General features: G+C 58.2%; 16 protein-coding genes and 1 pseudogene. 5 read left to right on the top strand and 12 right to left on the bottom strand.

The features are described from left to right. Positions 1–6 precede the first annotated feature (6 nt). The 9 genes from ACP4CD_RS16090 to ACP4CD_RS16050 form a co-directional block, all read right to left on the bottom strand. Positions 7–174: a hypothetical protein gene (locus tag ACP4CD_RS16090; protein ID WP_426991633.1), complete on the bottom strand. Its 168-nt coding sequence runs from the start codon at positions 172–174 to the stop codon at positions 7–9. Positions 175–305: 131 nt separating this feature from the next. Continuing rightward, positions 306–1,004: a hypothetical protein gene (locus ACP4CD_RS16085; RefSeq protein WP_313729344.1), complete on the bottom strand. Its 699-nt coding sequence runs from the start codon at positions 1,002–1,004 to the stop codon at positions 306–308. A gap of 127 nt (positions 1,005–1,131) precedes the next feature. Beyond that, positions 1,132–1,275, bottom strand: a complete 144-nt coding sequence (locus ACP4CD_RS16080; protein ID WP_175463758.1) for a hypothetical protein — start codon at positions 1,273–1,275, stop codon at positions 1,132–1,134. 539 nt (positions 1,276–1,814) lie between these two features. After that, positions 1,815–2,462 (bottom strand): DUF6680 family protein, encoded by a 648-nt coding sequence (locus tag ACP4CD_RS16075; protein ID WP_426991632.1) that lies wholly within the window; start codon positions 2,460–2,462, stop codon positions 1,815–1,817. 60 nt (positions 2,463–2,522) lie between these two features. Then, entirely contained in the window at positions 2,523–4,109 is a 1,587-nt protein-coding gene (gene guaA, locus ACP4CD_RS16070) for a glutamine-hydrolyzing GMP synthase (RefSeq protein ID WP_426991631.1), read from the bottom strand. Positions 4,110–4,190: 81 nt separating this feature from the next. Beyond that, positions 4,191–5,159, bottom strand: coding sequence for a class I SAM-dependent methyltransferase (locus tag ACP4CD_RS16065; RefSeq protein WP_426991630.1), 969 nt, complete (start codon positions 5,157–5,159; stop codon positions 4,191–4,193). A 66-nt stretch (positions 5,160–5,225) separates the two neighbouring features. Then, positions 5,226–6,692 carry an IMP dehydrogenase gene (gene guaB / locus ACP4CD_RS16060; protein WP_064026411.1) on the bottom strand — a complete coding sequence of 489 codons (1,467 nt, stop codon included), beginning with the start codon at positions 6,690–6,692 and terminating at the stop codon, positions 5,226–5,228. A gap of 94 nt (positions 6,693–6,786) precedes the next feature. Further along, positions 6,787–7,257: a hypothetical protein gene (locus tag ACP4CD_RS16055; protein WP_426991628.1), complete on the bottom strand. Its 471-nt coding sequence runs from the start codon at positions 7,255–7,257 to the stop codon at positions 6,787–6,789. Continuing rightward, on the bottom strand, positions 7,257–7,856 hold the full coding sequence (locus ACP4CD_RS16050) for a CPBP family intramembrane glutamic endopeptidase (RefSeq protein WP_426991626.1): 600 nt from the start codon (positions 7,854–7,856) through the stop codon (positions 7,257–7,259). The genes ACP4CD_RS16055 and ACP4CD_RS16050 overlap by 1 nt, the downstream gene beginning before the upstream one ends. Before the next feature lie 87 nt (positions 7,857–7,943). Between ACP4CD_RS16050 and ACP4CD_RS16045 the strand changes: the two genes are divergently transcribed. From ACP4CD_RS16045 to ACP4CD_RS16025, 5 genes and pseudogenes are all read left to right on the top strand, one after another. Continuing rightward, the gene (locus ACP4CD_RS16045) at positions 7,944–8,216 is read left to right on the top strand and encodes a YcgL domain-containing protein (protein WP_426991625.1); all 273 of its coding nucleotides are present in this window, start codon (positions 7,944–7,946) and stop codon (positions 8,214–8,216) included. Positions 8,217–8,319: 103 nt separating this feature from the next. Next, the gene (locus ACP4CD_RS16040) at positions 8,320–9,339 is read left to right on the top strand and encodes a DUF2333 family protein (protein ID WP_064026403.1); all 1,020 of its coding nucleotides are present in this window, start codon (positions 8,320–8,322) and stop codon (positions 9,337–9,339) included. 7 nt (positions 9,340–9,346) lie between these two features. Next, on the top strand, positions 9,347–9,649 hold the full coding sequence (locus ACP4CD_RS16035; RefSeq protein ID WP_426991624.1) for a DUF4389 domain-containing protein: 303 nt from the start codon (positions 9,347–9,349) through the stop codon (positions 9,647–9,649). A gap of 6 nt (positions 9,650–9,655) precedes the next feature. Further along, positions 9,656–10,210: pseudogene (dinB, locus tag ACP4CD_RS16030) on the top strand (DNA polymerase IV); the annotation flags it as partial. 143 nt (positions 10,211–10,353) lie between these two features. Further along, positions 10,354–10,731 (top strand): hypothetical protein, encoded by a 378-nt coding sequence (locus ACP4CD_RS16025; protein WP_426991622.1) that lies wholly within the window; start codon positions 10,354–10,356, stop codon positions 10,729–10,731. A 13-nt stretch (positions 10,732–10,744) separates the two neighbouring features. Here the strand turns inward: ACP4CD_RS16025 and ACP4CD_RS16020 are convergent, their stop codons facing one another. From ACP4CD_RS16020 to ACP4CD_RS16010, 3 genes are all read right to left on the bottom strand, one after another. Beyond that, positions 10,745–12,346 carry a xanthine dehydrogenase family protein molybdopterin-binding subunit gene (locus tag ACP4CD_RS16020; RefSeq protein WP_426994696.1) on the bottom strand — a complete coding sequence of 534 codons (1,602 nt, stop codon included), beginning with the start codon at positions 12,344–12,346 and terminating at the stop codon, positions 10,745–10,747. Between the two features lie 110 nt (positions 12,347–12,456). After that, complete coding sequence (locus ACP4CD_RS16015) at positions 12,457–13,077, bottom strand: molybdopterin cofactor-binding domain-containing protein (protein ID WP_426991621.1); 621 nt, start codon at positions 13,075–13,077, stop codon at positions 12,457–12,459. After that, positions 13,074–13,541, bottom strand: a complete 468-nt coding sequence (locus tag ACP4CD_RS16010) for a (2Fe-2S)-binding protein (RefSeq protein ID WP_064026395.1) — start codon at positions 13,539–13,541, stop codon at positions 13,074–13,076. Before ACP4CD_RS16010 ends, ACP4CD_RS16015 begins: the two co-directional genes overlap by 4 nt. Between the last annotated feature and the right edge of the window lie 2 nt (positions 13,542–13,543).

Raw genomic sequence — 13,543 nt, 5'->3', positions numbered from 1 at the left:
ACGATTTCAGCCGCAGGGGCTACAAGCGCCTTTTCCAACCAAGCCGAAATAGGCCGGTTGTTTGCCCTGTCGCAGTGGCTTGCCGGATTGTTCCTGAATAAAGATGGCGGTTTTTTTATAGGGGCGCCAGAGCGTCGGCGCTTCGGCGTGGGCGCCGACGCGGTAGTACTTCATCTTTCGCGCTGTTTGTTGGACTGAGAACGGCATTGTTATCAGTCCAGCAGCAACAATGCTCGGGGCGGAACTATGGAGTTCTATCTGGCCGGGTTAGCGAGTATCCAACCCGGCTTTTCCGGCGTCGCAAGCTAAACAAACACCTTCGCAGTCCGGGCTTGTTGCTTAGAGCCGCTTAACACCCAGCCTATTAACAAGACCGACAAGGGAAGCGCTAACGAAGGAATAGGCACTGGAACAGGTAACAGAAGCGGCGTAATTCCAGCCAGCGCGGCTTGCGGCGACAATGGTTGAGCAAGAAATCCGCTCGACGTAGTTTGATCCGCTTCAACGAAATTATAGCTTGCTTGTCCTGGAGACCAATGCGAGTAATAACTAAAAACTCGGTTTGAACTGTCAGGCGTAACGCCGTCGTAACTCCAGCGTATATATCCAACACCCTGACCCAGGTTAAACAGATCGGTATTGCCAATTTCCAAATTCCAACCGCTCGGTCCCGATAACAAACTAATTTCTTGATCCGAGAAATACGGAATAGTTAATGCGGCGTGTTCGTTGATTTGCTGGCCAAATATTTGATAGCTATATTGCCATAAGCTTTCAGCTTCGTTATAGCCCAATCGCTGGCCAATAAGGACAGGATTCGAGGCAGGAACACCTTCGGGTGGCTGTCCTGGCGATATTGTTATACCGGGCAATTCCGGGCGAATGGTTACTTCGGGGACCGTTATTTGATTTGAGTGGATTGGCGTATTATCGATAACTTCGCTAGCGTGAGCATTGAATGAAAATACGCCAATCAATGCCGGCCATAATAATTTCCTGAACATTTTTGTTTCCTTACGTTTGAAAATAGGAGATGTCTGGAAGTAGAGTGTTTCGAGTCTCTACCACGGAGCTTGTCGCGCCGAACTGACTCTAACATATTAACTGATTGCGGAGCAATCCCGATTACCGTTATCGCGCTCCCGCGTGGATGCAATCCAGCGTTTCCCGCATCATCGTCTCGCTAAACACTAGTTCGGCGTTTAGGCCTTTCTGCCAAAATGGGAATTCGCGGTCGTTCTTATGCGCGGCCTTGGCGAAACGCAACTTTTGCAAAAGGCGCTCGGCTTTTGTTGTTGCGGCAGGTCGATGATTCGCCGGTCAGAGTAGGATTTGAAACTGGCGACGCATTTGTCCAAAACCGTAGCCTGGGCGACAGGTTTTCCAGGATCGCGTAAGCGAAGAGTTTGAAATTGGCGTGCTGCCGTTGGTATCGCCAAGTATCCAGAACGATTTGAATGGCATCAGGGCGGGTAAACTCCGGCTGACTTTATTCTCGTTACAGGTTAGAAATGGGGTTTGTCCGGTTTGGTGATGAGGTTGCGGCTGCTGCCCATTTTGCCTCCCTTGGTTACGGACGCTGCTATGCTATAGCGTGGTCAAGCGGTGCTTGCCGCCGCTCGAACCTCTGCGGTTGTAGGAAGTGACCCTGTTGGAGCGGGCTTTGGCAGTTATTCGCTTGCAAACACGACGCCACGCGGGGTGGCAAGGCTATATTGCAGCGACTTTGTCTTCGCCCTGGATGCACAGAAGATGTCGAGATGAGATGTGTATAACGTGAACGCAGAGCGCGGGAACGATGGAAATCAGGGTTACTAATCGGGTTTCGCGATATTACTCGGTTGTTTGCTTTCACTACCAGGCGTTTCTAACGATGATTCCGAATCGGGATTATTAACTCCAGGGAAAGAAGTTACCGCCATTGGTAGCGATCTATCTCCTTTTACAATACTTTCTAAACCAGTTAAAAGATTGAGCTGTATATTTTCAATCGTTCCGTGAGCTTCCGGTCGATAACAGTCCCTTTGAAGCTGAACTTTATCGTAATCATAGTTTAAGGATTGCGCCATTGCATAAAGCAAATCAGTAAACAGCTCATCGCACTTTTTTAGCCATGCCTCACCTGACTCATATGTATTTCTTTGGCCTAGGTGGTTATTATAATTCTTCCAACAATGAGTAACTGCTTGTTCTTTTTGAGTTTGATATCGCGTTCTTATAAGTGGAATCATTCGACCATAAAACTCAATGTCAATCATGTTTAGAGCTTGAACATGGTCTCTATTTAGGCGCTCTGCTCGTGTAGGCATCAAGGTTTTGAACAACCTGACACGACGCTCCCTTTTTTCACTAAAATTTTCAAGAAATTTCTGAGCCTGGACAGCAAGGATTGGCCCCACAATGACTGAAATGGTCATTATCCAATCTTTAGTATCCATATTTAGTTCATTAATCAAAGGCATGGTGCCAAGCCCTAAAAAATTACGAATTAGATGTTGAATGTTTTATTTTTCAGCGCATTTTTACTCCCACTCAATCGTCGCCGGTGGCTTGCCGGAGATGTCGTAAGTCACCCTGGAAATCCCCGGTACTTCGTTGATGATGCGCCTTGAGACCAAGTCCAGAAAGTCGTAGGGCAAATGCGCCCAGCGGGCGGTCATGAAGTCGATGGTTTCGACGGCACGCAAGGCCACGACGTAGTCGTATTTGCGGCCGTCGCCCATCACGCCGACCGATTTGACCGGCAGGAACACCGCGAAGGCCTGGCTGACTTGGTTGTACAAATCATGGCGATACAGTTCTTCGATGAAGATGGCGTCGGCCTTGCGCAGTAAGTCGGCATAGGATTTTTTGACTTCGCCGAGGATGCGCACGCCCAAGCCGGGACCGGGGAAGGGGTGGCGGTAGATCATGTCGGCCGGCAGGCCCAGTTCCAGGCCGAGTTTGCGGACTTCGTCCTTGAACAATTCGCGCAGGGGCTCCACCAGTTTCAGCTTCATGTTTTCCGGCAGGCCGCCGACGTTGTGGTGGGATTTGATCAGATGCGCCTTGCCGCTCTTGGCGCCGGCCGATTCGATGACGTCCGGGTAGATCGTGCCTTGGGCCAGCCACCGAGCATCGGTCAGTTTGCCGGCTTCCTCGTCGAAAATCTCGACGAACAATCCGCCGATGATTTTGCGTTTTTGCTCCGGGTCGTTGACGCCGGACAGTGCGCTCATGTAGCGGGCCTCGGCATCGACGCGGATGACCTTGATGCCCATGTGTTCGGCGAACATTGCCATGACCTGATCGCCTTCGTGCAGGCGCAACAGGCCGGTATCCACGAACACGCAGGTCAGTTGCGAGGCTATGGCGCGGTGCAATAAGGCCGCGACCACCGATGAATCGACGCCGCCGGACAAGCCCAGTATCACCTGATCGCCGCCGACTTTTTCCCGCACCGCCTTGATGCTGTCTTCGATGATGTTGTTGGCATTCCATAGCGCCGCGCAGCCGCAGATGTCCAATACGAAGCGGCTCAGGATGCGGCCGCCCTGCTTGGTGTGGGTGACTTCCGGGTGGAATTGCAGCGCGTAGAAATTGCGCGCCTCGTCGGCGATGCCGGCAATCGGCGCGCCGTCGGAGCTGGCGATCAGTTTGAAGCCGTTCGGCAATTCGACCACGCGGTCGCCGTGGCTCATCCATACGTCGAGTAGGCCGTAGCCTTCCGGTGAGACGTGGTCTTCGATTTCCGTCAACAGTTTGGAGTGGCCGCGAGCGCGAATTTGGGCGTAGCCGAATTCGCGGTGGTCGGAGGACTCGACCTTGCCGCCCAACTGTTCGGCCATGGTTTGCATGCCGTAGCAAATGCCCAGTACCGGCACGCCCAGGTCGAACACGGCTTGCGGCGCGCGCGGGGTGCCGCTGCTGGTCACGGTTTCCGGGCCGCCGGACAGGATGATGCCCTTGGCGCCGAAGTTTTTGACTTCGTCATCGCGACTGTCGCAGGAATAAATCTCGCAATACACGCCGATCTCGCGGATGCGGCGGGCGATCAGTTGCGTGTATTGCGAACCGAAGTCGAGGATCAGGATTTTGTCGGCGTGGATGTTGGATGCGGGAGTCGTCACGGGAACACCTTGAAGTAACGGAAGCGGCTTGGGCTTTAATCTAGCCCAAGCCGTCGGAAATAACAGAAAATCGGTCGCTGCCTAGAGTACGCGATACTCGCGGTACAGCTGATCCAGCAGGGCTTTGCTGTCGGCGACCGGCTGGTTCAGTCCGCGCTCGGCGATGCTGCGTTGCAGTTTTTTCAAAAACCGCAGATAAGGCGCGGCCCGCATGAAGTGGCGCAGGTTGGTATGGCCGCGCACGATCGCGCCTATCCGGTCGGCGTTGCCGCTCAGCGCTGCCGAGTCGGCTCGGACTTCGGCGGGTTTGAAGAACATCGTCAAGTTGCCGCCGTCTTCCGATAAGCGGTATTCGCTTGCGGTCAGGCCGACTTTTTCGCCCATCCGTTGCAGGGTGTTGGCGTTGAAATTGAACAGATGGGCTTCGTGAAAGCTGCTGGCCGGCGATTGGCAGACGGCCTCGACGTTGGGTACTTCGACAACCAGGATGCCGTCGGGTTTGAGCAGGCCGCGCAGGCGGCCGAGCACCGCGCTGGGGTCTTCGGTGTGTTCCAGCACGTGCCAAATCGTGACTAGGTCGAAACTGGCGTCGTCCAGTGCGGCGTCCTGGATGAAGCCGATTTGCAGGTTCAAGCCGTATTGGGCGGCGGAATATTCGCCATAGCCCTTGTTCGGTTCGATACCTTGCAGCTCGTGGCCCAGCGATTGAATCAGGTAGGCGAATTCGCCGCCGCCGGTGCCGACGTCCAACACCCGCCGGCGTTGCTGCAACAGATGCTTGATCTTGGCGTGGCGTTCCAACGCCACCCGGCCGGCGCGCAGAATGTGCTTGGCCTTGGGCGAGTAGGTTTGCTTATAGGCCAGACGGTAGTCGTCGGCGTAAAACTGGCGGGGGTCGTGCGGAAACGGGTCGCTCCACACCAGGCCGCAATCCTTGCAGATTACGGTGCGTAGCGCCGCGCCGCTACGGGAACGCTTGGACAGTACCTCGACATGGCGGCCGCCGCACAGGTTGCAGGGCATGGAGGATTCGAGTTGGTTTGCTTGCATGCTGATTTCCGGAAACCCGCCGTCGCCGGTCGGCGACGGCCAGGAGCGGACCGGGATCGGTCCGGATTAGTTCATGTGGTAGTTGGGCGCTTCCTTGGTGATCGTCACGTCGTGGACGTGGCTTTCCCGCATGCCGGCGCTGGTGACTCGAACGAACTGAGCATTGTTGTGCATTTCTTCTATCGTGCTGTTACCGGTATAGCCCATCGCCGAACGCACGCCGCCCAACAATTGATGGACGATGGCCAGTACCGAGCCTTTGTAAGGCACCCGGCCTTCGATGCCTTCCGGCACCAATTTTTCGACCTGCTCGGTATCTTCCTGGAAATAGCGGTCGCTGGAGCCTTGTTGCTGCGACATCGCACCCAGCGAGCCCATGCCCCGGTAAGATTTGTACGAGCGGCCCTGGAACAATTCGACTTCGCCGGGGGCTTCCTCGGTGCCGGCGAACAAGCCGCCCAGCATCACCGCGTGAGCGCCGGCCGCCAATGCCTTGGCGACGTCGCCGGAATAACGAATGCCGCCGTCGGCGATCAGCGGCACGCCGCTGGCTTTCAAGGCGTCGGCGACATTGCTGACCGCGGTGATCTGCGGCACGCCGACGCCGGCGACGATACGGGTGGTGCAGATCGAGCCGGGGCCGATGCCGACCTTGACGCCGTCGGCACCGGCTTCGACCAGCGCCTTGGCCGCCGCAGCCGTGGCGATGTTGCCGCCGATGACCTGAACCTGCGGAAAGTTTTGTTTGACCCAGCGCACCTTGTCCAGCACGCCTTGCGAGTGGCCGTGGGCGGTGTCGACGATAATCACGTCCACGCCGGCCTCGACCAGCGCGCCGACCCGTTCGCCGGTGTCGGCGCCGGTCCCGACCGCCGCGCCGACGATCAGTCTTTCCTGCTCGTCCTTGCAAGCTTGCGGATTGTCCTTGGCTTTTTGAATGTCCTTGACGGTAATCATGCCGCGTAAATGAAAGGCGTCGTTGACCACCAGGACTTTTTCGATGCGGTGGGTATGCAGTTTTTCGATGACTTCCCGGTGGCTGAAGCTTTCGCGGACGGTGACCAGCTTGTCTTTCGGCGTCATGATCTGGCTGATCGCCACGTCGAGGCGGGTTTCGAAACGCAAATCTCGGCTGGTAACGATGCCGACCAATTCTTCACCGTCGACGACCGGCACTCCGGAAATATTCTTGGCGCGGGTCAGTTCCAGCACTTCGTGGACCGTGACGTTGGGCGAAACCGTGATCGGGTCCTTGATGACGCCGCTTTCGTATTTTTTGACCCGCCGTACTTCGCCGGCCTGCTGCTCGACCGTCATGTTCTTGTGGATGATGCCGATGCCGCCTTCCTGGGCGATCGCGATCGCCAAGCGGGCTTCGGTAACGGTGTCCATCGCCGCCGAAACCAGCGGGATGTTCAGGGTGATTTTGCGGGTCAGCCGGGTTTTCAGCTCGACTTCGCGCGGTAATACGGAAGAATGGGCCGGCACCAATAAAACGTCATCGAAGGTGAGCGCTTCCTGAATAATTTGCATAATCACACCTGGGGCTAATCTTTAATAAGCCCGCCATTGTACAACCTAAGCGCGCATCCTAAAAATCGGAAATAGTCAACGGGATTTGCCGGCATCAAGGGGTTTTCCGGGTTAGCTCGTCGACAATGCGCTGATATTCCTCGGCCTTGGGTCGATGCAGATACACGCCCAGCGCCGCCATCAGGCTGAAAATATAGAGGGTGTTGTAACCGTCCCCGATCAGAAACATCCCGAAACCGAACAGCCCGACCCATACGATCAGCCCCTGGGTGACCGCAATCGTGACCAGATAGCGGGCCGCCGCCGGTTTGGGGCCTGGCATGGTCTGGTTCAGACGCAGCAGGACGTGGCGCAGCAGATTGGTGAACGGAAACAGCACGATGGCAATGCCGTACAGCACGCTACGGATCAGCTCGCGCCGGTCGGCCGGCCAGCCGAGCTGAAACTCATTCGGCCAGAAGTGGCAAAACGCGTTGTAGGCTAGCAGCAGCGCCAGCATCGCGACGCAGATCAGTTTGTGGGCCGTCAGCTTTTCGTGGTTGTCTCGACCAGGCGACTCGGGCATTACTGGCTCCTTAACTGGCGGTGGCGGTAATCGCGCAGGATAACAACAAACGCGACGAAGTCGTAAGCGGCGTGGGCCACCATCGGCATCAGCAGGTTGCGCTCGCCGCCGTAATCCAGCAAAACGCCGAGATAGAGACCGATCAGCAAGGCCAACACCGCGTACAATGGGGTTACCGCGTGTACCAGCGCGAACACCGTGTTGCTCAGCCAGAGCGCGGGCAGCGCGCCCCAACGGTTCTCCAGCCACGGCTGCAAAAAGCCGCGAAACAACGCTTCCTCGCCGAAGCCGGCTAGACCGGCCAGAATCAGCAGATCGGACCAGTGCCGTCCGACCAGTCGGGCGCCCAACGTCTCCAGCAGCAATTCGCGAATGTCGCGCAACGCCGGATATTCCAGCGCTTGCAGCGCGAAAAATACGATCAACAGCGGCAGCGTGGCCAACAAGCCGTTCGCCAATGCCGGTTCCGACCAAGCCAAGCCCGCGAACGGATCGACGTCGGCCAGCCAGCCGAACAGAACCGCAAGCGGCGCCAAACCGGCCTCGAATAGGCAGGCCAGCCGGAAAAAACGGTCTTGCGGCGGAATCGAATCGGACATTAGCGGTGGCTGCGAGGATGGGCGGGCCGAAAATTCTAAACAAAAACCGTTAGAATTGGCAGCCCAAACCCATTCCGAGGATCGCGCATGCAATGCTTTATATATAAAAGCCTAAAAAAAGACGAACTCTATTTATATCTGGACAAGAAAGACGATTTCTCGGCCGTGCCGGCCGATTTGTTCGCCGGCTTGGGGCGCTTGCAATTCGTGATGGAACTGGAGTTGACGCCGGAACGCAAACTGGCCAGGGAGAATGCCGAAAAAGTCATCGCCAGCCTGCGCTCCAAAGGCTTTTTCGTGCAACTCCCGCCCACTCGGTTGGCCGATCCGCTATCGCTCGCCAACGCCAAGCTGCACTGAAATCGGCGAATGCCAACCGGTTAATCCGTGCTAACATGCTCGCATTTTTATCGGGGGGCAGCTTTCTCCTGTTTCTCTAAAGACTCACCGGGAATTGTTACAAATGTCAGATAATCCATTAGCTTACGAAGACTCCAAGTCGAGAGGCATCCTGTGGGGATTCGGCTCGTTGGTCAGCGTTGTGGTCATCGTGATGCTGGTATTGGGGGAATGGTGGAGCCAGGAGCCGGAACAATTCAGCGTCGAAGATGAAGCGATCGAGCGCATGAATGTGACCCACACCGATCAAATGCCGATCGGCTACGTCTACGCCAACACGCTGGCACACATTGCCGACGTGATTTTATTCAAGGCCGGCGGGTACTTATCCAACGACGTGGCGCCGCCCGGCTTGTTCTGCGATAACATCCAAAGTTTCGAGTACGGCGCGCTGGTCATGCTGCGCGACGGCACCACCGCCTTGCGCAACCACTTCGCCCGCGACCAGTCACAATCGGCCGAAGACCCGGATTTGGCGAAAGCGGAGCCTTATTTTTACTACGAACGCAATTCCTGGGCGCTGCCGTCCACCGAATCCGAATACGTTAAAGGCGTCGAGGCATTGCATGGTTACATGGCGCGTTTGCAAAACCCGACTTCGGAATCCAAGCCAGCCCAGTTTCACGCCCGCGCCGATAACCTTTGGCAATACACCGAGGTTGTCATCAAACGCTTGGGCGGCTTATCCACTCGTTTGGCGGCCAGTACCGACAGATTTTCCGGAGCCGCGCACGGCGACCCCTCCAACCCGGTCGATATGAACATGCCGACCATCGGTCAAACGCCTTGGCTGGAAATCGATAACGTGTTCTACGAAGCGCGCGGCGCCAGCTGGGCCTTGTTGCACATTCTGCGGGCGATCAAGCACGATTTTTCCGACATTCTGCTCGACAAGCGGGCGATGAATACGCTGGACATCATGATTCAGTCGCTGGAAAAAGCCTTGACACCGACCTTGAGTCCGGTGGTATTGAACGGCGATGGCTTCGGTCTGTTCGCCAACTATTCGCTGGCGCTGGCCAACTATATCGCACGGGCCAACGCGGCGGCTTTGGACTTGCGCGACGTAATGAACCGGGGTTAAGTTGGCGATGCAGGACCAAATCAACGAAAACCTGAAAAAAATCGAAACCTGGAAGCGGATCATCTTCATGGTGATCTACGCCGCCATCGACGGCTTGGTTAAATTGCTGCTGTGGCTGGTAATTCTGTTGCAGGTCGGCTCGGTGCTGCTGACTGGCGCATGCAATCCCAACATCCTGAATTTCGGCCGCTCGCTGTCGATTTACCATTACCACATCTTGCTGTTCCTGACCTTCAATACCGACAAGCTGCCGTTTCCGTTCGCGGACTGGAACGAAACCGCCAATCTGGAATTGCCCCACAAACCCTAGTCCGCAATGACCGAGGTTCCGCGCAAAATCATCCATATCGACATGGATGCGTTTTACGCGGCGGTCGAGCAACGCGACCACCCGCAATACCGCGACAAGCCGGTCATCGTCGGCGGCCAGCCCGATTCGCGCGGCGTTGTCGCCACCTGTAGCTACGAGGCCCGCGTGTTCGGCGTGCATTCGGCGATGCCGTCGTCGCAGGCCTACCGGCTCTGTCCACACGCGATTTTCGTTAGACCGCGTTTCGACGTGTACCGGGCTGTTTCGGCTGCCATCCGCGCCATCTTCGCCCGCTATTGCGATTGCATCGAGCCCTTGTCGCTGGATGAAGCCTATCTGGACGTCAGCTCGGCCGAATCGGCGATGCGATTGGCGGGGCAAATCAAACAAGCCATTCGCCGGGAAACCGGACTAATCGCTTCGGCCGGCGTGTCCTATAACAAGTTTTTGGCGAAAATCGCCTCCGATTTGGGCAAACCGGACGGTTTGCACTTGATCACCCCCGAGCAAGGCCCGGCCTTCGTCGAAACCCTGGCCGTCGGCAAATTTCACGGTATCGGTCCGGCCACCGAACGCAAGATGCAGGCGCTCGGAATACTGACCGGCCTGGATTTAAAAAAGCCCCGCTGGTCTTGTTGCAGCATCATTTCGGCAAGGCCGCCCAGCATTACCACGACATCGCCCGAGGCGTCGATCACCGGCCGGTGCGGGCCGACAGACAGCGCAAATCGGTCGGGGTCGAAACCACCTTCGAACGGGACGTCGCCGACGCGGCGACTCAGTCGCGTTTGCTACAGGCTTTATTCAGCCAAGCCCTGTTACGGCTGACCGAAAAGCAGATGACGGCTTACACGCTGACGGTCAAAATCAAGTACCGCAACTTCGTGCAAGTGACCCGCGCCCGGACGCTGGATCGACCGATCGCCGACGACGCGGATACGCGCCTGTTGCTAGCCGAGTTGTTGCACAGCGCCGGCACCGGCGGCGAGCCGGTGCGATTACTGGGGGTCACCTTATCCGGCCTGGACCCGGAGCGCTCCGCCGGGCAGTACCGCCAGCTCGATTTATTCGAACACCTCTAGGACGACCCAACGCTCAAACGCTTTCCAACTGATCCTTGATCGGCAAATGACGGATACGTCGGCCGGTCGCCGCGAAAATGGCGTTGCATAGTGCCGGCGCGATCGGCGGCACGCCGGGTTCGCCGACGCCGCCCAGCGGCACGTCGAAATCGCCGGCCGGCAGCAAATGAACCCGGATTTCGCGCGGTGCATCGTCGATACGGGCAAGCTGATAGGCGTGAAAATTATCCTGCTGCGCCGCGCCGTTCTTGAAGCTGATCTCACCGTACAAAGCCAGCGTAACGCCCATGTTGCAAGCGCCTTCGATCTGAGATCTTATCCGTTCCGGATTCACTTGCGGGCCGCAGTCGACGGCGATGTCGATGCGGGGAATGTTCAGTTTGCCGTCCGCGCCGACCGCAACCTCGGCGACCACCGCCACATAGGTGACGAAGCTGTAATGCGCCGCCAACCCCAGGCCTTGACCCTTGGGCAAGGCTCGGCCCCAGCCGGCTTCGCGGGTCGCGGTTTCGATGACCCGACGCAAGCGGCCGATATCGATAGGATAGCGTTCCGGCGATTCGCCGTGGTTCCAGTTGTCGCCGAGAGCGCGCGGATCGATTTTGCGAGGCGGTCCTATCAAGGCCAGCAAAAAATCGCGGTGATCCTGGCCGGCCGCCACCGCCAACTCGGCGACGAAGGATTGCACCGCGAACGCGTGTGGAATATTTGAAACCGAACGGAACCAGCCGATCCGGGTATGGGCCTCGGCCTCGGCGGTTTCGATGCGCAGATGCTCGATCGCGAACGGCACGTTGATCACGCCCATGCCCAATTCCACCGGCATCGGCAATTTGCTGCCGGCGACGAAGGTCGAGGAAATGCTCGGCGAGGCGCTGCGGTGCAACCAGGACAGGGGCTTGCCTTCCGCGCTTAGTCCGGCTTCCAGGCGATCGAGCGTCACGGTGTGATAATAGGAATGGTGCAAATCGTCTTCGCGGGTCCAGGTGACTTTGACCGGTTTGCCGGCCATCGCTTGCGACAGCAAGGCCGCTTCGATTACATAGTCCGGCATCGATTTGCGGCCGAAGCCGCCGCCGAGCAAGGTGACGTGAACCGTCACCTTGTCCTCGGTTAGTTTCAGCCATTTGGCGACCTTTTCCCGGCTCAATTGCGGCGCCTGTGTACAGGCCCACACTTCGCAACGGCCGTTGCCGATGCGGGCGGTCGCCGCCGGCGGCTCCATCGGTGCCTGGGCCAGATGCGGGACGTAATATTCGGCTTCGACGCGCTTGGCGGCGGATTTCAGCGCGGCCCCAACATCACCTTGCTGGCGGACTACCTTGGCGGGTTGGCGTGCCGCTGCCTCCAGCTCGGCTTGGTAGGCCGAGGAGTCGTACCCGGCGTGCGGGCCGGCGTCCCATTCGATTTTCAACGCCGCGCGTCCCTGAATCGCCGCCCAGGTGTTGGTCGCAATCACCGCGACGCCGCCCAGCGGATTGAATTCGGCCGGCGGCGGACTGCCGGGCAATTCGACGACCTTGACCACGCCCTTCACGGTTAGCGCGGCACTGGCGTCGTAGCTTTTAAGCCTGCCGCCGAAGACCGGCGGCCGGGCAATCACGGCATACAGCATGCCTTTCAGCCGAATGTCTATGCCGTATTGAGCCTTGCCGGCGACGATGTCGGCGCCGTCGTAAATGTCCGACTGGCCCTTGCCGATGTAGCGAAATTCGGCCGGCGCTTTCAATCGCAGGGTATCTCGTTCAGGCACCGGCAGTTTCGCCGCCGCCTTGGCCAGTTCGCCGTAGCCGACGGTCTTGCCGCTGGGTAGATGTTTGACCTGATGCTGCTCGGCGCGCACCTCTTCGAGAGGCACCCGCCATTTGGCCGCCGCCGCTGTTTCCAGCATGCGCCGGGCCGCCGCGCCGACCCGGCGCATCGGTAGGAAAAATGCCGGGTACTGCGCGAGCCGTCGGTATCCTGATTGCCGAAACGGACCTCGTCGCCGGGCGCTTGCTCAACCCTCACCCGTGCCCAATCGGCTTCCAGTTCGTCGGCGACCACCATCGGCAAACTGGTACGCACGCCCTGACCCATTTCCGAGCGGTGGCAAACGATGGTGACCGTGCCGTCGGCGGCGATTGCAACGAACACCAGCGGATCGTCTATCCAGCCGTGCGGCATCGCGTCGGCGCCGTACTTTGCCGGGGTTTGCGGCGATGCGGTTTCGTCGGCTTTCAACAAGGCCGGAAAGCCCGCGGCCAGCACGAAGCCGGTCAGCGCGCTGGTTTTCAGGAACTCGCGGCGGCTGACGTTGACGATGCTCAGCGCGTCGCCGGGACGATCGGAAAACGGCCGGTTCATACGGGCTCCTCGTTCAGACTCGCGGCTTGTTTGATCGCCGCGCGGATGCGTTGGTAAGTACCGCAGCGGCATAAATTCACGCTCATCGCCTTGTCGATGTCTTCATCGCTGGGCCGAGGGTGTTGTTTGAGCAGCGCGGTGGCCGACATGATTTGTCCGGACTGACAATAGCCGCATTGCGGCACGTTCAAGGCCAGCCAGGCGTCCTGAACCTTGCGGCCGACCGGGTCGTTGCCGACGGCTTCTATCGTGACGATTTTCTTGCCGGCCGCCGCCGAGATCGGCGTCACGCAGGCGCGGGTGGGGGTGCCGTCCAGATGCACCATGCAGGCTCCGCACACCGCCATGCCGCAGCCGAACTTGGTGCCGGTCATGCCGAGCCGGTCGCGCAAGGCCCACAGTAGCGGCGTGTCGTCGGGCAGATCGATTTTATGGCGTTTGCCGTTGATATCGAGCGTGGTCATGG

This window comes from Methylomonas stagni (assembly GCF_050154735.1).
Classification (GTDB): domain Bacteria; phylum Pseudomonadota; class Gammaproteobacteria; order Methylococcales; family Methylomonadaceae; genus Methylomonas; species Methylomonas koyamae_A.
This window is presented reverse-complemented; position numbering and strand designations above follow the sequence as displayed.